The organism is Pseudoxanthomonas dokdonensis (genome assembly GCF_001431405.1).
GTDB lineage: Bacteria > Pseudomonadota > Gammaproteobacteria > Xanthomonadales > Xanthomonadaceae > Pseudoxanthomonas_A > Pseudoxanthomonas_A dokdonensis.
Genome location: NZ_LDJL01000005.1, coordinates 27,469 through 49,474 on the forward strand (window position 1 = coordinate 27,469; position 22,006 = coordinate 49,474).

Here is a 22,006-nt window from a genome sequence, read left to right on the forward strand (position 1 = left end):
CGCTGTCCTGGCCCGGGCAGGGCAGCTTAGCGCATCGCCGTTGGCCGACCGTGCAGGCAGTGATGCTGCACGGTCATGCCAATCCGCTGACGTGGCCCGGTTCAGCCTTCAGCGTCGAGGTAACGTTCCGCATCCAGCGCCGCCATGCAGCCGAAACCGGCCGAGGTGATCGCCTGCCGGTAATGCTGGTCGGCGACGTCACCGGCGGCGAACACGCCGGGGATGGTGGTTTCGGTGGCGCCACCGTCGAGACCGCTCCTGATGGTCAGGTAGCCGTTGTTCATCGCCAGCTGGCCTTCGAACAGGCTGGTGTTGGGGGTGTGGCCGATGGCGACGAAGAAGCCGTGTACGGTCAGCTCGCGGGTGCTTTCGTCCAGGGTCGACTTGACCCGCAGGCCGGTCACCCCGGCGTCATTGCCCAGCACTTCGTCGACGGTGTGATTCCAGACCATCTCGATCTTGCCGGCGGCGATCTTGGCGTCCAGCTTGCCGAGCATGATCTTCTCGCAGCGCAGGCTGTCACGGCGATGGACCAGATAGACCTTGCGGGCGATGTTGGACAGGTACAATGCTTCCTCGACCGCGGTGTTGCCGCCGCCGACCACGGCCACGTCCTGATCGCGGTAGAAGAAGCCGTCGCAGGTGGCGCAGGCAGAGACGCCACGGCCCTTGAAGGCCTCTTCCGACGGCAGTCCCAGGTAACGGGCGGTGGCGCCGGTGGCGATGATCAGGGCATCGGCGGTGTACTCGCCGTTGTCACCGGTCAGCCGGAACGGACGCCGGGACAGGTCGGCGGTATGGATGTGATCGAAGATGGTCTCGGTCTCGAAGCGCTCGGCATGGGCCTGCATCCGCGCCATCAGATCCGGACCCATCAGACCGTGGGCATCGCCGGGCCAGTTGTCGACTTCGGTGGTGGTCATCAACTGTCCGCCCTGCTGCAGTCCGGTCACCACGACCGGCTTCAGATTGGCGCGGGCGGCGTAGACCGCCGCGGTCCAGCCAGCGGGGCCGGAGCCAAGGATCAACAGGCGGCAGTGCTTCGAAGTGCTCATGTATACTCGCGAAAATGGGTGGGAAGGCGGTGCGAGCCGGTCGTCCGGGCCCGTCACGCAGTCCCATAGAGTGGCCTCGGCGCCGGGCAGGATCAAGGCACGTGAATGGAATGCGTTGATGCAGCCACGGGCCAGACCGTTGTTCCCGCAGTCCGCCTCCGCGCGGCTTTTTTTCTGTGTGGCGCGCGGAGCCGGCAGCGGCACGGGGAACCGGACGATGGCTGATATTTGCTGTCATTTCGTTTACTATCAATAACTAATGACATTTTTTTAAGGTCTGGTTGAAGGTGGCAAAACTGGCTCCAGAGAACGCCAAGAGCAAATCGGGGAAATCCTCCGCACGCAGGACATCGACGCCGCCCAATCCGCGCCGGCAACGGCTGTGGCGCGACCTCGCATTGATTGTGATTGCGCCGGTACTGCTGTACCTGTTCGCCAGCCTGCTGTCGTTTTCGCCCGATGACCCAAGCTGGTCGCAGTCGGGCAGCCTGACCGCACCGATCCATAACTGGGGTGGCCGGGTCGGCGCCTACCTGTCGGACATGCTGCTGTATCTGTGCGGCTATGTGGCGTTCGTATTGCCGGTCATCCTCGGCGCGATCGCCTGGGTGGCGTTGTTCGGCATGGACAGCGATGGCGATGGAGAACCCGATCTCGGTCCGGCGCTGCGCCTGGTCGGCATGGTCGGTTTCCTGATTTCAGCGTCCGGCCTGCTGTATGTGCGCGGGGTGTCGGCAGCCAGTTTCTCGGCCGGCCCGGGCGGCATCCTTGGCACCCTGGTCGGCAAATCGCTGCTGCGTGGCTTTGGCGAGCTCGGTGGCAATCTGTTCCTGTTGGCGTTGTTCCTGGTTTCGGTGACCCTGGCCACCGGCCTGTCGTGGTTCGCGGTGATGGAGCGGGTCGGTGGCTGGGTGCTGAAGATCCCTGAGTGGTTCCGCAAGGGTTCCAAGCAGGCCAATGACTGGCAACAGACCCGGGCCATGCGCGAGGAGCGCGAGGAAGTGCGCAAGGTCGACGCGGTCCAGCGCGCCAGCCGTGAGCCGGTGCGGATCGAGCCACCGGCCGCGCCGATCATCGAAAAAAGCGAACGCGCCAAGCGCGAGCAGCAGATCCCGTTGTTCCATGGCACCGGTGGCGATGGCTCGGGGCTGCCGCCGTTGTCGCTGCTGGATGATCCCAAGCCGCAGACCAAGGGCTATTCCGAGGAAACCCTGGAAACCCTGTCGCGGCAGATCGAATTCAAGCTCAAGGACTTCCGTATCGACGTACAGGTGGTCGGCGCCTATCCGGGGCCGGTCATCACCCGTTTCGAGATGGAACCGGCGCCGGGGGTCAAGGTCAGCCAGATCAGCTCGCTGGACAAGGACATCGCCCGCGGCCTGAGCGTCAAGTCGGTGCGCGTGGTCGACGTGATTCCTGGCAAGTCGGTGGTCGGGCTGGAAATCCCCAACACCAGCCGCGAGATGATCTACCTGTCCGAGCTGCTGCGCTCGAAGGAATACGACAAGTCCAACAGCGTGCTGACGCTGGCGCTGGGCAAGGATATCGGTGGCCGGCCGACCGTGGCCGACCTGGCGCGGATGCCGCATCTGCTGGTCGCCGGTACCACCGGCTCGGGCAAGTCGGTGGCGGTCAATGCGATGGTGCTGAGCCTGCTGTACAAGGCCACCCCGCAGGATCTGCGGATGCTGATGATCGACCCCAAGATGCTGGAACTGTCGGTCTACCAGGACATTCCGCACCTGCTGGCGCCGGTAGTCACCGACATGAAGGAAGCCGCCAACGGCCTGCGCTGGTGCGTGGCTGAAATGGAGCGCCGCTACAAGCTGATGAGCGCGGTCGGCGTGCGCAACCTGGCCGGCTTCAACAAGAAGGTCAAGGACGCGCAGGACGCCGGCCAGCCGCTGATGGATCCGTTGTTCAAGCCCAATGCCGAACTGGGTGAAGCACCGCGGCCACTGGAGCCGCTGCCGTTCATCGTCATCTTCATCGACGAATTCGCCGACATGATGATGATCGTCGGCAAGAAGGTCGAAGAACTGATCGCGCGGCTGGCGCAGAAGGCACGTGCTGCCGGCATCCATTTGATCCTGGCCACCCAGCGTCCGTCGGTCGATGTCATCACCGGTCTGATCAAAGCCAACATCCCGACCCGCGTCGCGTTCCAGGTTTCCAGCAAGATCGACTCGCGCACCATCCTCGATCAGTCCGGTGCCGAAACCCTGCTCGGCAACGGTGACATGCTGTACCTGCCGCCGGGTACGGCGATGCCGGACCGCATCCACGGTGCCTTTGTCAGCGATGATGAGGTGCACCGGGTGGTCGAACAGCTCAAGGCCAGCGGCAAGCCGGAGTACATCGAAGGCGTGCTGGAAGAAGTGCAGACCATGGGCGACGGCGTGGTGGTCGGGCCGACCGGGCTGCCGGAAACCAGCAGTGGTGGCGATGAAAGCGACCCGTTGTATGACGATGCGGTACGGGTGGTCACCGAAAGCCGGCGCGCCTCGATTTCCGGCGTCCAGCGGCGGCTGAAGATTGGCTACAACCGCGCCGCGCGCCTGGTCGAGGCGATGGAAGCCGCCGGCGTGGTCACGCCACCGGAACACAACGGCGATCGCCAGGTACTGGCGCCCCCGCCACCGCGTGATTGATGCCAGCCACGCGGCAAGCTGAACAGGCTGCCGCCGATGGTCCTGTTTCTCGGCGAGCGTTCATTTGCGCGCTTGCACACTCAAACCACTTTCGATCTGGAACCGCCCATGCTTCGCATCGTCCGTCTCGCCGTCGTCACCTCCGGCCTGCTCGCCGGCAGCCTTGTCGCCAGCCACGCGCAGGCCGGCGCCAATGATGATCTCAAGGCCTTCACCCAGGGTTTGAAAGGGCTCGATGGCCAGTTCACCCAGCAGGTGTTCGACGGTGGTGGCAAGCTCAAGGAAACCTCCAGCGGCCGCGTCGCGCTGGCGGTGCCGAACCAGTTCCGCTGGGAATACGCCAAGCCCTTCCCGCAGCTGATCGTTGCCGATGGCAAGAAGGTCTGGTTGTATGACCCCGACCTGCAGCAGGTCACCGTACGCGACCAGGGCAGTGAAGAGCAGAACACGCCACTGGCCGCGTTGCTGGATCCGGGCGCGCTGGCGCGCCAGTTCCATGTCATCGAGGAACCCGCGGCCAAGGGCCTGGAGTGGATGACGCTGGAGCCCAAGGACGAAGGCATGGCCAACTTCCATAGCGCGCGGTTGGGCTTCAAGGGCAACAGCCTGGCGCAGATGGAGGTGGTGGACGTGGTTGGCCAGCGCACCGTGGTCCAGTTCAACAACTGGCAGCGCAACCCGGCCTTTGCCCGTGGCACCTTCAACTACACCCCGGGCAAGGGCGTGGACGTGGTCGGCGACGAGTAAGCGCCGCCGGACTTGCTGCGCAGGCGATTGACGGCGGCGCAGCAGCCAACCGCAACCGCTGTCCGTCGTCACGACTGCCTGCACGGTGTTCTGCTGCGAACACAGGGGCTTGAGTTGAATCGTCCGGGTGATGGAAGCTCGCCCGGCTGTGTCCAGCCACGTTAGAATCGAGCGTGGCCAAGACTCGCAATCCCCTTGCCGAAACCGGCGATCTGCTCAGCGTGGATCGCGACAGCATGCGTCCGCTGGCCGAGCGCATGCGCCCGCGCAGACTGGATGAAATGGTCGGCCAGCGCCGGCTGCTGGCCGAGGGCTCGGCGCTGCGCAAGGCGGTCGAAGCCGGGCATGTCCATTCGATGATCCTGTGGGGGCCACCAGGCTGCGGCAAGACCACCCTGGCATTGTTGCTGGCGCAGTACGCCGATGCCGAATTCAAGGCGATTTCAGCGGTGTTGTCCGGGCTGCCGGAAGTCCGCCAGGTGCTGGCCGAAGCCGCGCAGCGTTTCAGTGGTGGCCGCAAGACGGTGTTGTTCGTCGACGAAGTGCACCGCTTCAACAAGGCCCAGCAGGATGCCTTCCTGCCGCATATCGAGCGCGGCACGATTATTTTTGTCGGTGCCACCACCGAAAATCCCTCGTTTGAGCTCAATTCGGCACTGCTGTCGCGTTGTCGCGTGCATGTGCTGGAACCGGTCTCGGCCGATGACATCGTGCAGGCATTGCAGCGGGCCTTGCAGGATCAAGAGCGCGGACTGGGCGGGCAGGGCATCCGTGTCAGCGATGAGGCGTTGCATGAAATCGCCAGTGCCGCCGATGGCGATGTGCGACGGGCTTTGACCCTGCTGGAAATCGCCGCCGAGCTGGCCAGCACTGATGATGGTGAAATCACCGCGCAGTCGCTGCTGCAGGTATTGGCTGATCGTACTCGTCGTTTCGACAAGGGGGGCGAGCAGTTCTACGACCAGATCTCGGCGCTGCACAAGTCAGTGCGCAGTTCCAATCCCGATGCCGCGCTGTACTGGCTGACGCGGATGCTCGACGGTGGCTGTGATCGTGCCTACCTGGCGCGACGGCTGACCCGGATGGCGATTGAAGACATTGGCCTGGCCGATCCGCGTGCGCAGCAGATGGCGCTGGAAGCCTGGAACATCTACGACCGTCTGGGCAGCCCGGAAGGTGAGCTGGCGTTCGCGCAACTGGTGCTGTACCTGGCCAGCACCGCCAAATCCAATGCCGGTTACGCCGCCTTCAACCAGGCCAAGCGCGACGTTCGCGAACATGGCACCCAGGAGGTGCCGATGCATCTGCGCAACGCGCCGACCAAGCTGATGAAGCAGCTCGGTTATGGCACTGGCTATCAATACGATCATGATGCGGAGGGCGGCATTGCCCTCGACCAGACTGCGTTTCCCGATGCGATGGGCGAGCGGGTGTATTACCAGCCGGTCGAACGCGGCATGGAAATCAAACTGAAGGAAAAGCTGGACCGCCTGCGTGCGGCACGTGAGCAGGCCAGGTCCGGCAACCACAAAGGCAAACGATGATCTCGATCTGGTGGCAGCAATTGTTGTTGGTCATGGCTGGCGGCGCGCTGGGCGCAGCCGGTCGCTTCTGGCTCGGTGGGTTGATGCTGCGGCACGCCGGCAATGCCTTTCCGTGGGGCACGCTGACGGCCAACCTGATCGGCGCATTCGCCGCCGGTTTCCTGGTCGTGTGGCTGCAAGCACGCGGCCCATCGGCACTGTATTGGCGGGCATTCCTGATGGTCGGCATGCTCGGCGCACTGACCACATTCTCGGCGCTGATGGTCGAGTGCCTGATCTTCAGCCGCAGCGAGCGCGGCGGGGCCATGCTGCTGTATCTCGGGGCCAGCATGATGGCCGGGTTGGCGCTGGTCTGGCTGGGTGCACGCCTGGCGACGATGCTGCGGCCTCTGTAAGCACTTGCGGCTCGGCGCGGCTGGGCCGGCGGCGTGCCATCTCCCTGTTCACCTTGCACGTTCACGGCTCTGCCGATGAGCGGTCGTTCGCGCCTGCGTAGCGACCGACTGTGACACTTGTCGCACTATTGCAGACGAGCGGCATATTTCATAACGATTATTTAACCTAATACCACGGCGTTCATAACGTTTTACGTGCAAACGTGACGCGCGTCGTTTCGAACAGTGCCTCCCCTGGGCGCTGGGGACGGCGATCAAGGAGAACACCATGTGCATTCGTAAGACGCTTATTGCTACTGCGGTGCTGGTAGGGCTGGGCTTGACCGGTCAGGCATTCGCACAGGCGACCAATGACAATTCCGGCGATGCCCTGCAAATCGCCGTGGCTCTGGACGACAACAGCGACAATTCGGACAACAGCACCAACACGGACAGCAGCACCCAGGACGGCAACTACGGCGGTGGCGCGGCCAGCGGTGGCATGGGCACGGCAGCGGCCAACAATGGTGGCACCGCTTCCTCGAGCTTCGCCGATTCCTTCAACACCAGTAACGCAGTCGCCGAAACCACGCTCAACGGCAGCGTTTCCGGCCTCAGCGTCAGTGGCGTCGGCAATGTCGCAGCCAATGTCGGCGGTGCCGGCGGTGGCAGCGCCGGTGACGGCGGTGCTGGCCTGGGCGGTATTGCCCTGGGCGGCGATGGGGATGGTGGTACCGGCGGAGACGGTGGCACAGCCTTGAGTGTTGGTGGCAGCGGCGGTGACGCCGGTGCCGGCAGCGGCGACGCCGGCGCGGCCAGTCTGGCCGGCGGTGGCGACGGTGCGGGCGCGGGCTGGGGCGCTGGAGCCAGCGGCAATGGTTCCAATGGCGGCGACTCCGGCAGTGCCGGCAGTGGCCTGCTCGGGCTGGGCAACGATACCAATACCGCGGGTGATGGCGGTGCCGGTGGCAGCACCGGTGACGGCACCGGCAGCGGCAGTGGCACTGGCTCGGGTGCGGGCGGATCGGCTGGCGCCTCGACCGCGACCAGTGGCGACGCTTCGGCGACCGCAGGCAGCAACGGCAACGTGGCCAGCACCGGCGGCGCCGGCGGCAATGGTGCCGGTGGCGATGGTGGCGCGGCCAGTGGCGGCGCAGGTTCCGGTGGTGCAGGTGGCACTGGCGGCGCAGGTGGTTCGGTGGCCAACGATGCGGGCATGTTCGACATGTCCAACAGCATGGGCAGCGCCGGCCAGGCGGCCGCGGGCATCTTCGTCGCAGCGCAGAACAGTGGCGCGGCTTCGTTGATCCAGCAGGGCCTGACCGTGCAGGCCAACCTCACCGTCGGTCCATAAGACCGGGGTCCGCGAGGCAACCGGTGGCCTCGGCTGCCGGTTGCATTCACCGGTCAGCGTGATCCGAACAGGGGGGCGGTTGCGCTGGGCGGTATGCGGACGCATGGCAAAGGAGTTCAACCATGCATCGCCAATCATTATCGCGCCGCATGCCGTGGTGGCTGCTGGGCGCGCTGTTGTGTTCCACCCAGATTCTTGCCGCGGCCGCGCAGACGGCGTCACAGCCAGCACCGCTGCCGGCGGCGGACCCTAACGGAATCGCTGGAGACGTCGCGTCAGCGCCACCTCCACCGCAGACGGCAACGGCGACCTGGCTGGGATCGCCGGCAACCGCCATCGACGAGCTTGGGCCGGCGGTCGGCGCCCAAAGATTGCGGAATCTTCGCGGCGGTACCGACAGCAGCGAGAGCATCGTCGTCGTGGATGGCGACGTCAGCGGCAATACCGCTGAGGGCGTCTTCAGCGGTTCCAATCTGATCGACAACGGCTTCAACCAGGCCAGCGGTATTTCCACCGTCATCCAGAACACCGGCAGCAACGTGCTGATCCAGAACGGGATGGCGCTCAACGTGCAGTTCACGGCGCCGGTGCCGTGAACTCGCCCGCGGCAAACCTTGCCGTTGGCCGCCGCGCCAACGCTGGCCGGCGGCCGGGGTTGGCGTTGCTGGCGGCAGGCCTGTGGCTGGCCAGCGGTCTGGCTGCGGCAGCGGATCTGCAGGTCAGGGCGCCGGGAGGTGCCAACTACGCATTGCGCGTGACCAGCCTGAAAGAAGCGCGGTTCAAGACCACTGTGGCCCAGCAGTACGATTTCAGTTGTGGCTCGGCCGCCACCGCCACGCTGCTGACCTACCAGTACGGCCATCCGGTCAGCGAGGCGGATGTTTTCATGCAGATGTACCGCAACGGCGACCAGCGCAAGATCCGGCAGGAAGGATTTTCGTTACTGGACATGCGCCGCTATCTGGAAACCCTCGGCTTCCGCGCCGATGGTTTCGAACTGCCGCTGGACAAGCTGGCCGACCAGGGAGTGCCGGCGATCGTGCTGCTCAATGATCGCGGTTACCGCCATTTCGTGGTGATCAAGGGCCTGCGCGGGCAACGGGTGCTGCTCGGTGACCCGGCACGCGGCACCCGGGCGATGCCGCGCTCGCGGTTTGAAGCGCTGTGGGACAACCGCGTACTGTTCGTGGTCCACAACCAGCGCCAGCGGGCATTGTTCAACCAGGAACAGGACTGGCGCACGGCGCCGCCGGCACCGATCGACGTCGGCATCCAGCGCGATGGCCTGCGCAACTCGACGTTGCCGCGACGTGGCCCCGGGGATATCTGAAATGGACATCACGACTCGATTGATGCGATCTGGCGGACTGATGGGCACGGCTGCGCTGGCCCTGCTGGCGGCGCCGGCGTGGGCGCAGTCCGCGTCATCTGGCGATGGGGATTCGTTCCTCGGCGGCGAATGGCAGCCAGTGGACCCGGCTGAACTGGAGCAGATGCGCGGTGGCTTCGAAATGCCATCGGGACTGAACGTGTCGTTCGGCATCGAACGCGCGGTCTACGTCAACGGCGACCTGGTCGCCAACACCGTGCTCAACATCCCCGACATCGCTGCCATCACGCCGGAGCAGGCGGCACAGGTGGCCGATTTCAACCGTGGCCGCGTTGTACAGATAGGCGAGGGCAATGTGGTGATGCCGGCGCAGATGGCCGGTGCTCTGGTGGTCCAGAACACCCTGGACAACCAGACCATCACCACGCTGACCCGCATCGATGTGGCGGTCGACAGCGTGGCCACCCTGCAGGCGATCAATTTCAGCAATCTCATCAGTGATGCGTTGGCCGGCAGTGTGTCGCCGTAGCAGGTCCATCAAGCAGTCAAATCTCCTTCCCAGCTGAGCAGGTGACCCGGATGAAAAGGACGTCGATGTGCTGGACCGCCCCCTTGGCCGGGATGGTTGCGTTGGGGCTGTTGGCGGTGCCGCCGGCGATGGCGCAACAGGCCGGCGGCGAGGACGCGCGGCTGAATGAACTGCAGCGCCAGATCAACGAGCAGACCAGCAAGCTGGCGCAGATGCGGCAATCGCTGCAGGAACAGGAAGCCGGACTGGCGCAGCTGCAGCAGAGCCTCAACGAGGAAATCCTGGCCAGCGCCCGCGCCCGAGGCGCGCCCGCGCCGGTGTTGCTGCCGTCGTTGTCGCAGGGTGTCGGCTACGCGCCGTCGGCGACGGTCGGCGCGGCCACGCCGGCGCCCGCGGCGGTTGCCCAGCAGCAAGCGCCCGAGCCCAATGCGGAGGTGCCCCGGCAACGGGTGGGGCAGGCACCGGAATCGGACAGCCGGCCGCCGGAAGTGGCGCAGATCTTCGATCAGCCCGGGGTGCTGACACCGCCCGGCAAATTCGTGCTCGAGCCATCGCTGCAATACGGCTACTACGCCAATGATCGGGTGGCGCTGGTCGGCTACACGGTGATCCCGGCGATCCTTATCGGGCTGATCGACGTGCGCCAGGTCAAGACCACCACCGGGGTATCGACCCTGACCACCCGCTACGGTGTCGGCAAGCGTTTCGAACTGGAATTGAAGCTGCCCTACGTCTACGTCAACACCGACACCATCAGCCGCGAAGTATTCACGGGTTCGGCCCAGGACCGGGTGTTCAACGTCAATGGCAGCGGCGTTGGCGATGTCGAGATGACCGCGCGCTACCAGATCAACCAGGGCGGGCCGGACAAGCCGTTCTACATCGGCTGGCTGCGTTACAAGAGCCGCACCGGCCGCGATCCGTTCGAAGTGGTGACCGATTGCGTGACCCGCTGCGTGGCCAACACCACCGGCACCGGTCTGCCGCTGGAGTCACCGACCGGCAGTGGCTTCGAGGCGATCCAGCCGGGAGTGACCTGGTTGTTTCCATCCGACCCGGTGGTGTTCTTCGGCAGCCTGAGCTATCTGCACAACTTCAAGCGCAGCAATGTCACCCGCACCCTGCTGCTGGGCGCGGAGGAAAACATCGGTGACATCGAAGCCGGCGACATCATCGGCTTCAATCTCGGCCTGGGCCTGGCGCTGAACGAAAAAGCTTCGATCAGCATGGGCTACGACCAGAGCATCATCGACCGCACCAAACAGAACGGCAAGGACATCCCCGGTTCGGCACGCATCACCCAGGGCACCCTGCTGCTGGGCGGCACCTATCGTTTCAACGACAACGTGTCGTTCAACATGGCGCTGGGGGCCGGGCTGACCCGCGACACCCCCGATCTGACGGTGACCGCGCGGGTGCCGATCACGTTCTAGCGCCCCGCGCAGCCCGCAGCGTGCGGGCTTACATCATTGCCAGCTCGGTGTTGCTGAGGGTGCGGTTGTAGAGATCGCGCAGGCGTACCTTGCGCTCCAGGTCGGAGATGATCAGGCCGCTGAAATCGATCCCGGTCAGGTCTTCCATCATGGTGATGCCGCCGGGCGTGTCGACGTTGATCTCCATCATCTTGTCGCCGACGATGTCCAGTCCGGCCAGGTACATGCCGTCGCGTGACAGCTTGGGGCCGACAATCTCGGCCAGGCGCAGGGCGTCGGCATCGGGCTTGGCCATCTCGAACTTGCCGCCGGCGCTGATGTTGCTGCGTGCGTCGTCGCCATCGTTGTAGCGGCGGATGCAGGCGTACTGGCCATCGACCCGCAAGGCGCGGCCGTTGAGCATGAACAGACGCAGGTCGCCGTCGGCGGCCCTGGGCAGGTATTCCTGGACGATGGCATAGCCGTCGCGGGTGACGGCCTCGATCATCTGGTTGAGATTGCCGCCGCTGTCCGGGGTCACCACGAACACACCCTGGCCGCCGGAGCCCTGCAGCGGCTTGATGACGCCGTAGCCGTCGCGTTCGGCGATGAAGGCCTTGATGATGTCGGCATCGGTGCTGATGCAGGTGGCCGGGCGTACTTCCTCGGGAAAATGCTGGAAATAGGTTTTGTTGGAGGCATCGGTCAGATGCGCCGGATCGTTGAGCACGATCACGTGCTTGAGTACCGCAAGCTGGGCGAACAGCAGCGCGCTGTTGGGGGCCCATGGCCGGTCTTCGATCTCCTCGGCCGGGTCGCTGCGCAGCATCAATACGTCGAGCGCATCGACCGACACCGCCTGCCGCTGGGCATCGGTTGCCTGCAGGTCGGCGAGCAGCTCGGCATCACTGGCATAGGCCTTGTCGCGCGGCAGGAAGGCATGGGCACGGATGGTGCCATCGGCGTCGTAGATGAAATCACTGAGGCCGATGAAGACCACCTGGTGGCCACGCTCGATCGCAGTGCGGGCGAGACGGATGGTGGTGTAGTTGTCCTGCTCGGTGGCCATGTCATTGATGACGAAGCCCAGCGCGATCGCGGCGCCGTTGGATTTGCCGCTGCCGGCACGCGCGCCTGCCGGCTTCTTCGCTTTCGGTTTGCCGCCAGCGCTCCTGGCGGTCGACGGCTTGGCTGGCGATGCCTTGCCGGAAGCGGTCTTGCTGGCCGACGACCGGGTCGATGGCTTGTCTGAACGTGCGGTCATGCGCAGGGTTCCTTGTGGAAAAGTTGTTGTACCGGCCGGCTGCGGCATTCCTGCAGACGTTGTCTGGCGGCAGCATCGGACAGACACCGTGGCAGCATCTGCGCGGGCACCGCCCAGCCTTGCTCGATCAGCTGTTCCAGCACCACCAGATGGGTCAGTGCGAACTTGCCGATGTACAAGGCGGCGAGATCGCCATCCTCATGCAGATAGTCGATGAGGTCGCGCAGGCCGCGCAGATACACCGCGTCCTTGGTCAGGCCGCCGCCACGGCGGGCGCGCACCGCTACGTCAAAGGCGTCGTCGGTGGCCATGCCGTGGACCCGGTGCAGCAGATCGAATATTTCCGGCACGTCTTTGCCATGGATCGCCATGTCGCAGGCAATGACCCGCGCCGCCAGTACCTGCAGGCGTTCGCCCGGCAGATAACCGGCCAGGTATTCGGCCAGCACGCCCAGGCCCTCCTGCAGCGGGTCGTAATGGGCCAGGCCAACCTGCAACTGCTTGAGGGGTTGCCGGCCACCATTGTGGCGGGTCAGCACGTGCGTGCCGATTTCGTGTTGCACCAGCGGTTGGATGCGCGCGCGTGGCAGGCGGATGTTGGCATCGACGTAGAAGCGGCCATGCGAGACCATCATCAGTGAGCCCAGGTCGGGATCGACCACCACCTCGCAATCCAGATCCGGTGCAATCCGCCGGTACCAGGCGAGTTCGTCGTTGACCGCCTGCAGCACTTCGTCGATGCCGGCATCGGCTGGCAGTGGCGCGCCGGGCGGCACGCTTTCCATGATCTCCCGCGCCAGCGCCAGCAACGTCGGTTCGACGCCGCCAAACAGATCCAGGCTGGCATTGATGAAACCCCGGCTGCCGCGCAGCCGTATCAGTTCCAGCTGGCGTTCCAGCTCGCGCTGTTTTTCCGACAGCAGCGCCGACAGCAGGCTGGATTCGACCTCCTGCACCGGCAGTGCATGCAGGCGTTCGCGGGTCGCGGCCAGATCCAGCGGCAGGTCCGGGTAATGCAACTCGGGAATCGCGCTGCGACCGCTGGCCTCGAACGACTGCCACAGCAGATCGTTGTGGATGGGCGACAGCGCCAGCAACCAGTCGATGCGTGCGTCCAGCGCGGCCAGCTCGTTGTCGACATGGGCGGCGATCTCCGGCAGCGGCCTTGGCGCCGGCAGCGTCACCGTCATGCCAGGAACTCCGGGCGAACCGCATCGATGGCGTGCTGGAGGCCGTCGCGGCAGTGCTCCAGTGCCGCGATGTCGAGCTTGCCGGTCCACTCATCCATGAAGATCTTCTTGTACTCCGGCGAAATCGTGCAGACCTTGTCGCCGTAGGTCGCATACACCCATTCCGGGAAATAGCCGCCAGTCGGGAAGCGGATGTTTTCGCGGACATCCGGCTTGGCGTCGTTGATCGGATGGTCGCGCAGCACGTCGGCGAAACGCTTGGCCACCGAACCCCAGCGGGTGCGATCCAGGGTGGTCACGCCCAGCTCGATATCGGGGTTGCCCAGCATGGGCGCCACCGGCCCCTGCGGTCCGTCGCGGCGATGGTTGTAGCTGTGTACATCGACCAGCAGGACCTTGCCCCATTGCTTCAACAACGCATCGATCAGGGCGCGGACCAGGGTATAGAACTGGTCATGTTCGCGCATGGAAGCGTCCAGTTCCGCGCCCGGCAGGCCGGGTTTCCAGATCTGCAGCCCCCATGTGTCGGCGGGATCGCTGGAGATGCACTTGTGCCGCGGCCGGTTGAGGTCAACCTGGAAGCGGGACTGGCGCGCGACCAGGCGAACGTCGCCGGCGCGGGTCAGTGCCGCGGTCATCGGATCTTCTTCGCGTCGCCGCGAAGCCTCGTCGATGGCCAGGTGCGGCAACAAGCTGTTGCGGATGGCATGGCCGTCGTGGATGGCGGTCACCAGCACCGGACCGTGGCCGATGACCAGATCCCAATCGGGCAGTACTTGCGTGCAGTGCAGTCGTGGACCGACGTTGAACAGGGGCGCGTTATCAGTATGGGAAAGCATGCAGCCATGCTCGCATCGCGGATATAAAGCGGCTGTGAGCGCAGACGGCAACGGCGTGCGCGCTGCGTTCACGACCGCCCGATCAGCGTCTGCCAGCGTCAGTATCGCGGCGGTGGATCGACATAGCGCGGCTCTACCCGCGGATCGATGCGGCGGTCATCCACGTCCTCGACCAGCGCTCGCTCGCGGACCACGGTGGTGGACGCGTTGTGCAATTGCTGCGACACGGCGGTGAGCATTTCGTAGTTGCGTCGTTGCTCGGCAATCAGGCTGCGCAGCAGCGGCTTGATGCCGAATACCGCAAACGGCACCAGGATCCACAGGATCGCCAGGATGAAAAGGAATACCGCGGCAATGCTGCCGAGGATGAGGAAACCGTTGGAAAGGTCCTGTGTGTCCATGGAAGATTCCTGCTGATGAAGGGTAGGGCGGCCGTGCCGCCGCACCGAAGCTAGGCGCAGGCCCGGCAAGAGCAGGTGAAAACGCGACTGACAAGCCCGCCCGCTAGCGGCTGGGCGGTGGATATGGCGGCTGGCAGTGCTCGCACCAGAACGTCCTGCGGTTGCGGATGCCGAGGTATCTGCGCACCAGCTTGCGCCCGCACAGCGGACATATCGACTTGTTGTGTACCTGCCAGTGCCTGCGCAACACGTACTGCCGCTTCCACTCAAGGAACTCGAAACTGTACTGGCGCGCCTGGCTTATCATCTGGCCGAGCTTGCGCGGCGGCAACGCAGCGACTTCGCTGGCCGGATGCACGCCAATGCGGAACAGCACCTCGTTCTTGATGATGTTGCCGACGCCGGCGAAGATGTCCTGATCCAGCAACGCATCGCAGACCAGCGTGTGCGGCTGTGCCTTCAACTTCCCGCGCGCCAACGCCGGATTCCAGGCATCGCTCATGACGTCGCCACGCCAGTCATAGCTGTCTTCCAGTGGGCCTTCGATGTACTTGAGCGACGACGCATAGACGTTGAGCACGCCATTGTCGAAAGTCAGCGACATCCGCGGGCTGGCGGGTTTTTCCTCATCGACCAGCCACGAACCGAACATCAGCATGTGCACGCGCATGCTGAAACCACGGAACTCGATCAGGAAATGCTTGCCCCAGGTCCGCAGTGCGATCACCCGCCGGCCTTCCATCCGGGCCAGATCCTGCTTGCTGTTGCCGCTCGCGCTGCGTACGGTTTTGCCGCGGAATTTGGCGGCGGCCTCCCGCATCAGGATCAGTGAGGGTCCTTCAGGCATGATGGCGCTGCGGACGATGGGAAGCGGGTTGCTGAAGCAGGAGCTGCTGCAGTCGCGCCGCATTGGCGATCGCGAAGCCATGTGCGGTGTTGTCGAAGATCACCCACGGCGCGCGGCCGGCCGCGCTGGCGCTGGCACGGGCCGCCTGTGCCAGCTGTTGCAGGGCAGCTTCCGAATAGTCGCTGTAGTACACCCGCGGGTAGCCATGCCAGCGCCAGTACGGCCACGCGGTGCCGGCCAGCGGGGCGACTGCGCCGGTGACGCGCGGCGGGTCGGCGATGACGCGACTGACCGCATGGCGTTGCAGGAACGCCGCCGCCGCGTCACTGAACCAGCTGGGGTGGCGTGGTTCGCAGACCAGATCAGCCGCACTGCGGTTGCGCAGCACGCGGAAGAAGCCGGCCGCAACGCGCATGTCCAGGGCCAGGCTGGGCGGCAACTGCAGCAGCAGGCCGCCGAGCTTGTCGCCGAGGCCATCGACCTGGTCCAGGAAGCGCTGCAACACATCAGCGCACCCGCGCAAGCCAAGTTCATGCGAGATGGTGCGTGGCAGTTTGGCACTGAAGGCGAACCCGGCCGGCACCGATGCTGCCCACCTGGCATAGGTGGCGTGGCGATGCGGCCGATAGAACGAGGAATTGATTTCCACCACATCAAAGCGCGTGGCATAGCGCGCCAGCATGCTGTCGCCGTCATTGAACAGTGCGTGGTAACGGCCCGGCAATGACCAGCCGGCGCATCCGATCCTGACAGGGGCTGGGTGGCGGTTTCGGCTGGGCACGGGAGCAGTATTGCCAGCGCATTGTTAGCAGCTGGCGAAGAGCGTTGTGGTTTTCAAGACGATGACCGGTGCGATTTTCGAAGCGACCGCGTCGCGACCGGAAACGGGCCGCGTACGGCGCGGATACCGCGGATGTCGGCAGCCAGCGTCGTTTCCAGCATCGCCAGTCCCTGCCGCTTGCGTGCCGGGGTGATGGCGGCTACGGCATCGCCAGGCACCCACAACCGATATTCGCGCATGTCGGCATCCAGCGCGGTGGCCAGCACACACGAGTCCAACGCCACGCCGGTCAGTACCAGCCGCCGCACGCCCAGTTTGGCCAGCAGCACCGCCAGTGGCGTGGCCAGAAACGCCGAATGCTTGGGTTTGAGGATGTAATAGTCGCCCGGCCGCGGCGCCAGCAAACGAGCGATGGTCGCCGGCGGACCCGGTGTGGCGCGGCATTCGGCCACCAGATCAGCGAAACCAGCCTGCCACTGGGCGAAGTTGTCATTGACATAGATCACCGGTGCGGCGGCCTGGTCAAAGCGGCGTCGCAGTCGCTCAATGACCCTGGCGCAGGGGACCGCCGCCCGGCCGAGGCGCTCGCCACCCTCGAAGTCGAAACGATTCATCATGTCGATGATGAGCAGGGCACATGCCCCGGCGGCGTGACGGTCGCTCATGGCGGCAACGGCAATGGTGATAGGCGTGTCGCCATCTCGCTCATCCCGCTGTTGTTCCGCCTTCCCGTGCCGGGTCGGCGCCGGCTGTGCGGCGGTGCCGTGTCAGCCATTGGCCGGCGATGGCAGTCAGCAGCAGGCAGCTGTTGGTAACGGTGAATACCCAGTTTTCGAGCAGTACCGAATACACCACGAACAGCACCGATGCACTGGCCTGTCCGATGAACAACCAGTGCGACACGCCATTGGCCTGGGCGCTGCGCGATTGGGTGATGATTTGCCGGATCAGCGTGGCCAGCAGGATGGCCGATGCCGTCCAGCCGATGAGATCGATCATTTCAGGACCGGCTGATGGACGATGCCGATCACGCTAGTCGGCACGCTGCCAACAGCAGGTGAAAGCGTTGGCCCGGCCGGTCGCCGGATCTGCGCCGGCGCCGGCTCAGCTCTTGTAGTTCATCGCCCGGTTGATGCCCAGCGCGGCCAGCGTGCCGATGGCGCCGGACAGCAGATAGGCACCGAGCCATGCCAGTCCGAACTGCGAGCACAGCCCCAGCGCCACCAATGGGGCGAACGCCGCGCCAATCAGCCAGGCCAGGTCGGCGGTCAGCGCCGCGCCGGTGTAGCGGTAACGGCGGCCGAAGTTGGCGGTCACCGCGCCGGCGGCCTGGCCGTAGGACAGGCCGAGCAGGGCGAAGCCAATCAGGATGAATGCCTTTTGACCGGTCGCGCCTCCGGCCATCAGGGTCGGGGCGAAACCGCTGAACATGGCGATGCAGACCGCCAGCCCGCCAAGGGTACGGGCGCGGCCGACGCGGTCGGCGATGATGCCGGAAGCGACGATGCCGGCGGCGGCAATGAAGCCACCGAGAATCTGCACGCTGAGGAAGCCGACGATCGACTGATCCGAATACAGCGTGATCCACGACAGCGGGAAGATGGTCACGATGTGGAACAGCGCATAGCTGGCCAGGGCGGCGAAGGCACCGACCACCACGTGCCGGCCCTTGACCCGGAACAGTTCGCCAATTGGCGTGGGCTCCAGTTCCAGTTCACCCATCTTGCTCTGGTATTCATCGGCGACCACCAGTCGCAGGCGGGCGAACAGCGCGACCACGTTGATCGCGAAAGCAACGAAGAACGGATAACGCCAGCCCCAGCTCAGCAGGTCCTGTTCGCTGAGGTTGGCGTACAGGAACGCGAACACGCTGGCGGCGACGATGAAGCCGACCGGCGCGCCCAACTGGCCCAGCATCGAGTACCAGCCACGGCGTTCCTTGGGCGTGTTGAGTGCCAGCAGCGACGGCAACCCATCCCACGAGCCGCCCATCGCGATGCCCTGCAGGATGCGGAAAAACGCCAGCAGCACGATCGCGAACACGCCCAGCTTGTCGTAGCCGGGCAGGAATGCCATGCCGGCGGTGGCGGTACCCAGCAGGAACAGCGCAATCGTCAGCTTCGCGCCCTGGCCCCAGCGGGTCTGGATCGACATGAACAACACCGTGCCCAGCGGCCGGGCGATGAACGCCAGGGCGAAGATCGCGAAGGCGTACAGGGTGCCGTGCAGGCGGTCCATGAACGGGAAGAACACCGACGGGAACACCAGCGCCGAGGCGATGCCGTAGACGAAGAAATCGAAGTACTCCGAGGCACGGCCGACGACGACACCGACGGCGATTTCGCCCGGGGCGACGTCGGCATGGGCGCGCACGCCATGATCGTGGGAGGATGCGGTGGGGCCGGTCACGGTAGCCATCTGCGGTAGGTGCGAAACGAAGGGAGGGGGAATCTGCCAGCCAAGCCTGACAGAGACCGGCCACGGTTGCGATAGGACAAAATGTCCAATAGTCCGGGCGGACGTGGCGGATTACATTGACCCGGATCAATCAGGATGCAAATTCCCCCATCATGTCCAACCTGAGCAGACTCCTGCGATCCGCCGTGCTGCTGCCCGCGGCAGGTCTATTGTCCGGCTGCAATCTGCTGGTGCTCAACCCGGCCGGTGACATCGCCGCGCGCCAAGGCAACCTGATCGTCGTGGCGACGTTGCTGATGCTGCTGGTCATCGTGCCGGTGATCGGCCTGACCGTGTGGTTCGCCTGGCGCTACCGGGCCGGCAACCGCAGCGCCACCTACACCCCGGACTGGGATCACTCGACCCAGCTGGAACTGGTGATCTGGGGCGTGCCGCTGCTGATCATCATCGCGCTGGGCGCGATCACCTGGATCAGCACCCATCTGCTCGATCCGTACCGGCCGCTGGACCGGATTTCCGAGGGCCGGCCGGTACCGGCGGAGGTCAAGCCGCTGGAAGTGCAGGTGGTCGCACTGGACTGGAAGTGGCTGTTCGTCTACCCGGAGCAGGGCGTGGCGTCGGTCAACGAGCTGGCCATCCCGGTCGATCGCCCGGTCCATTTCAAGATCACCGCCTCGTCGGTGATGAACACCTTCTACGTGCCCGCGCTGGCCGGCATGATCTACGGCATGCCGGGGATGGAAACCCAGCTCAACGCGGTGATCAACGCACCAGGTGAATACGACGGTTTTTCCGCCAACTACAGCGGCGCCGGGTTCTCGCACATGCGCTTCAAGCTGCACGGCGTGTCCGAAGCCGGCTTCGATCGCTGGATTGAACAAGTGCGTGGCAGCCAGGAGCAGTTGAGCCGCGAGGCCTACCTGGAGCTGGAAAAGCCCAGCGAGCGCGAACCGGTGCACCACTATGCCAGCGTCGACAGCGGCCTGTACAACGCCATCCTCAACCGCTGCGTGGACATGGAACGGCTGTGCATGGACCAGATGATGGCCATCGATGCCGCCGGTGGACTGGGCATGAAAGGCCTGGATTCGCTGGCCACCCCGCGCAAGGGCGACCCGCGCCTGGGCACGTATGTGTCGGCCGACGTCTGCGAAGTCAATCCGTCCGCATCCGCCAAACCGCTGTCGCTGCTTGGCGGCATGAAGGCGCCATAAGCGCGCCGATAACCTGATTACCCTGGAACTGCCGATGTCTCCTGAAAGTTTCAATCCGCCGGCGTCGCCGATCTTCGGCCGCATGAGCCTGGACGCGGTGCCGATGCTGCACGAGCCGATCGTCGCGGTGACCTTCATCGCCACCATGCTCGGTGGCCTGGCGCTGGTCGCCCTGATCACCCGGCAGAAGCTGTGGGGCTACCTGTGGAAGGAATGGTTCACCAGCATCGATCACAAGAAGATCGGCATCATGTACATGGTGCTGGGCCTGGTGATGCTGCTGCGCGGCTTCTCCGATGCATTGATGATGCGCCTGCAGCAGGCGATGGCCTTCGGTGACAACCTCGGCTACCTGCCGCCGCACCATTACGACCAGATCTTCACCGCCCACGGCGTGATCATGATCTTCTTCGTCGCCATGCCGCTGGTGACCGGGTTGATGAACTACCTGGTGCCATTGCAGATCGGCGCCCGCGACGTGGCGTTCCCGTTCCTCAACAACTTCAGCTTCTGGATGACCACCGCTGGCGCGGTGCTGGTCATGATCTCGCTGTTCTTCGGTGAGTTCGCCGCCACCGGCTGGCTGGCGTTCCCGCCGCTGTCGGGCAGCGCGTTCAGTCCCGGGGTCGGGGTCGACTACTACATATGGGCATTGCAGATAGCCGGCATAGGCACCTTGCTGTCGGGCGTCAACCTGCTGGTGACCATCATCAAGATGCGCGCACCGGGCATGGGCCTGATGAAGATGCCGGTGTTCACCTGGACCTCGCTGTGCACCAACATCCTGATCGTGGTGTCGTTCCCGGTGTTGACCGCGGTGCTGGCGCTGCTGGCGATGGACCGTTACGTCGGCACTCATTTCTTCACCAGCGATCTTGGCGGCAACGCCATGATGTACGTCAACCTGATCTGGATCTGGGGCCACCCGGAGGTCTACATCCTGATCCTGCCGCTGTTCGGGGTGTTTTCGGAAATCGTCTCGACCTATTCCGGCAAGCGCCTGTTCGGCTACTCGTCGATGGTCTACGCCACCGTCTGCATCACCGTGCTGTCGTACCTGGTCTGGCTGCACCACTTCTTCACCATGGGCTCGGGTGCCAGCGTCAACTCGTTCTTCGGCATCACCACGATGATCATCTCGATCCCGACCGGGGCCAAGATCTTCAACTGGCTGTTCACCATGTATCGTGGCCGGATCCGCTTCGAAGTGCCGATGCTGTGGACGATGGGCTTCATGATCACCTTCGTCGTCGGTGGCATGACCGGGGTGCTGCTGGCGGTGCCGCCGGCCGACTTCGTGCTGCACAACAGCCTGTTCCTGGTCGCCCACTTCCACAACGTGATCATCGGCGGGGTGGTGTTCGGCCTGTTCGCGGCGATGACTCACTGGTTCCCGAAGGCGTTCGGCTTCAAGCTCGATGACTTCTGGGGCAAGGTCTCGTTCTGGTTCTGGCTGGCCGGCTACTGGTTCGCGTTCACCCCGCTGTACGTGCTGGGGCTGATGGGCGTGACCCGGCGCATGAGCCACTTCGACGATCCGTCGTTGCAGATCTGGTTCCAGATTGCCGCCTTTGGTGCGGTGCTGGTGGCGATCGGCATCGGCGCGTTCCTGTTCTGCATCTACATCAGCTTCCGTCGCCGCGAGCAGCTGCGCGATGTCACTGGCGATCCCTGGGATGGCCGTACCCTGGAATGGTCGACCTCGTCACCGCCGCCGGAATACAACTTCGCCTTCACCCCGGTGGTGCATGACACCGACGCCTGGTGGGACATGAAACAGCGCGGCTTCAAGCGCCCGACCAGCGGCTTCCTGCCGGTGCACATGCCGCGCAACACCGGGGCAGGGGTGATCCTGGCGCTGTTCAGCACGGTCTGTGGCTTCGGTTTGATCTGGCACGTCTGGTGGCTGGTGATTGCGGCGTTGCTGGCGACCGTCGCCTACGCCATCTACAACAGCTTCGACTACGACCGCGAGTACTACATCCCGGCCGAGCAGGTGGCCGCCACCGAGCAGGCCCGCACCGCACAACTGGAGGCTGCCCGTGTCTGAGCCGAT

21 protein-coding genes are annotated in these 22,006 nt (G+C 64.7%); 11 read left to right on the forward strand and 10 right to left on the reverse strand.

All coding sequences use genetic code 11. The annotated features are described in order from the left end of the window. Window positions 1-101 precede the first annotated feature (101 nt). Window positions 102-1,055: a thioredoxin-disulfide reductase gene (gene trxB, locus ABB29_RS05265; RefSeq protein ID WP_057657573.1), complete on the reverse strand. Its 954-nt coding sequence runs from the start codon at window positions 1,053-1,055 to the stop codon at window positions 102-104. A gap of 287 nt (window positions 1,056-1,342) precedes the next feature. On the opposite strand from trxB, the gene ABB29_RS05270 reads away from it, so the two are divergent. The 9 genes from ABB29_RS05270 (at window position 1,343) to ABB29_RS05310 (ending at window position 11,017) form a co-directional block, all read left to right on the forward strand. Then, the gene (locus ABB29_RS05270; protein WP_057657771.1) at window positions 1,343-3,706 is read left to right on the forward strand and encodes a DNA translocase FtsK; all 2,364 of its coding nucleotides are present in this window, start codon (window positions 1,343-1,345) and stop codon (window positions 3,704-3,706) included. A 108-nt stretch (window positions 3,707-3,814) separates the two neighbouring features. Then, entirely contained in the window at window positions 3,815-4,453 is a 639-nt protein-coding gene (gene lolA / locus ABB29_RS05275; protein ID WP_057657772.1) for an outer membrane lipoprotein periplasmic chaperone LolA, read from the forward strand. A 236-nt stretch (window positions 4,454-4,689) separates the two neighbouring features. Further along, the gene (locus ABB29_RS05280) at window positions 4,690-5,997 is read left to right on the forward strand and encodes a replication-associated recombination protein A (RefSeq protein WP_425414735.1); all 1,308 of its coding nucleotides are present in this window, start codon (window positions 4,690-4,692) and stop codon (window positions 5,995-5,997) included. Beyond that, window positions 5,994-6,392 carry a fluoride efflux transporter CrcB gene (gene crcB, locus ABB29_RS05285; RefSeq protein WP_057657575.1) on the forward strand — a complete coding sequence of 133 codons (399 nt, stop codon included), beginning with the start codon at window positions 5,994-5,996 and terminating at the stop codon, window positions 6,390-6,392. The genes ABB29_RS05280 and crcB overlap by 4 nt, the downstream gene beginning before the upstream one ends. A 268-nt stretch (window positions 6,393-6,660) precedes the next feature. Next, the gene (locus tag ABB29_RS05290; RefSeq protein WP_211260683.1) at window positions 6,661-7,725 is read left to right on the forward strand and encodes a hypothetical protein; all 1,065 of its coding nucleotides are present in this window, start codon (window positions 6,661-6,663) and stop codon (window positions 7,723-7,725) included. A 122-nt stretch (window positions 7,726-7,847) separates the two neighbouring features. Beyond that, window positions 7,848-8,321, forward strand: a complete 474-nt coding sequence (locus ABB29_RS16645) for a hypothetical protein (RefSeq protein ID WP_157062511.1) — start codon at window positions 7,848-7,850, stop codon at window positions 8,319-8,321. Further along, entirely contained in the window at window positions 8,318-9,055 is a 738-nt protein-coding gene (locus ABB29_RS05300) for a C39 family peptidase (protein WP_245622538.1), read from the forward strand. Before ABB29_RS16645 ends, ABB29_RS05300 begins: the two co-directional genes overlap by 4 nt. A gap of 1 nt (window position 9,056) precedes the next feature. Next, a complete protein-coding gene (locus ABB29_RS05305) occupies window positions 9,057-9,584 on the forward strand; it encodes a hypothetical protein (protein ID WP_157062512.1) in 528 nt (175 codons plus the stop codon). Window positions 9,585-9,676: 92 nt separating this feature from the next. Next, window positions 9,677-11,017 (forward strand): coiled-coil domain-containing protein, encoded by a 1,341-nt coding sequence (locus ABB29_RS05310; RefSeq protein ID WP_245622551.1) that lies wholly within the window; start codon window positions 9,677-9,679, stop codon window positions 11,015-11,017. Between the two features lie 28 nt (window positions 11,018-11,045). On the opposite strand, the gene ABB29_RS05315 is transcribed toward ABB29_RS05310, so the two are convergent. From ABB29_RS05315 to ABB29_RS05355, 9 genes are all read right to left on the reverse strand, one after another. Beyond that, on the reverse strand, window positions 11,046-12,260 hold the full coding sequence (locus tag ABB29_RS05315; RefSeq protein ID WP_211260684.1) for an ATP-grasp domain-containing protein: 1,215 nt from the start codon (window positions 12,258-12,260) through the stop codon (window positions 11,046-11,048). Continuing rightward, window positions 12,257-13,450 carry a peptidase MATCAP family protein gene (locus tag ABB29_RS05320; protein WP_057657581.1) on the reverse strand — a complete coding sequence of 398 codons (1,194 nt, stop codon included), beginning with the start codon at window positions 13,448-13,450 and terminating at the stop codon, window positions 12,257-12,259. The genes ABB29_RS05315 and ABB29_RS05320 overlap by 4 nt, the downstream gene beginning before the upstream one ends. Further along, on the reverse strand, window positions 13,447-14,289 hold the full coding sequence (locus ABB29_RS05325; RefSeq protein WP_083487513.1) for an N-formylglutamate amidohydrolase: 843 nt from the start codon (window positions 14,287-14,289) through the stop codon (window positions 13,447-13,449). Before ABB29_RS05325 ends, ABB29_RS05320 begins: the two co-directional genes overlap by 4 nt. A 98-nt stretch (window positions 14,290-14,387) precedes the next feature. After that, window positions 14,388-14,690, reverse strand: coding sequence for a hypothetical protein (locus ABB29_RS05330; protein WP_057657582.1), 303 nt, complete (start codon window positions 14,688-14,690; stop codon window positions 14,388-14,390). 103 nt (window positions 14,691-14,793) lie between these two features. Next, entirely contained in the window at window positions 14,794-15,537 is a 744-nt protein-coding gene (locus tag ABB29_RS05335) for a DNA-formamidopyrimidine glycosylase family protein (protein ID WP_057657583.1), read from the reverse strand. Beyond that, entirely contained in the window at window positions 15,530-16,261 is a 732-nt protein-coding gene (locus tag ABB29_RS05340) for a DUF72 domain-containing protein (RefSeq protein ID WP_425414731.1), read from the reverse strand. The genes ABB29_RS05335 and ABB29_RS05340 overlap by 8 nt, the downstream gene beginning before the upstream one ends. A 110-nt stretch (window positions 16,262-16,371) precedes the next feature. Next, window positions 16,372-16,983: a cysteine hydrolase family protein gene (locus tag ABB29_RS05345; protein WP_057657585.1), complete on the reverse strand. Its 612-nt coding sequence runs from the start codon at window positions 16,981-16,983 to the stop codon at window positions 16,372-16,374. Window positions 16,984-17,023: 40 nt separating this feature from the next. After that, window positions 17,024-17,317, reverse strand: coding sequence for a hypothetical protein (locus ABB29_RS05350; RefSeq protein WP_057657586.1), 294 nt, complete (start codon window positions 17,315-17,317; stop codon window positions 17,024-17,026). A 105-nt stretch (window positions 17,318-17,422) separates the two neighbouring features. After that, entirely contained in the window at window positions 17,423-18,727 is a 1,305-nt protein-coding gene (locus ABB29_RS05355) for an MFS transporter (protein WP_245622540.1), read from the reverse strand. Window positions 18,728-18,888: 161 nt separating this feature from the next. Between ABB29_RS05355 and cyoA the strand changes: the two genes are divergently transcribed. Continuing rightward, window positions 18,889-19,950 carry a ubiquinol oxidase subunit II gene (cyoA, locus tag ABB29_RS05360; protein ID WP_057657588.1) on the forward strand — a complete coding sequence of 354 codons (1,062 nt, stop codon included), beginning with the start codon at window positions 18,889-18,891 and terminating at the stop codon, window positions 19,948-19,950. Between the two features lie 70 nt (window positions 19,951-20,020). Beyond that, window positions 20,021-22,000: a cytochrome o ubiquinol oxidase subunit I gene (gene cyoB / locus ABB29_RS05365; RefSeq protein WP_211260691.1), complete on the forward strand. Its 1,980-nt coding sequence runs from the start codon at window positions 20,021-20,023 to the stop codon at window positions 21,998-22,000. Window positions 22,001-22,006: the final 6 nt, after the last annotated feature.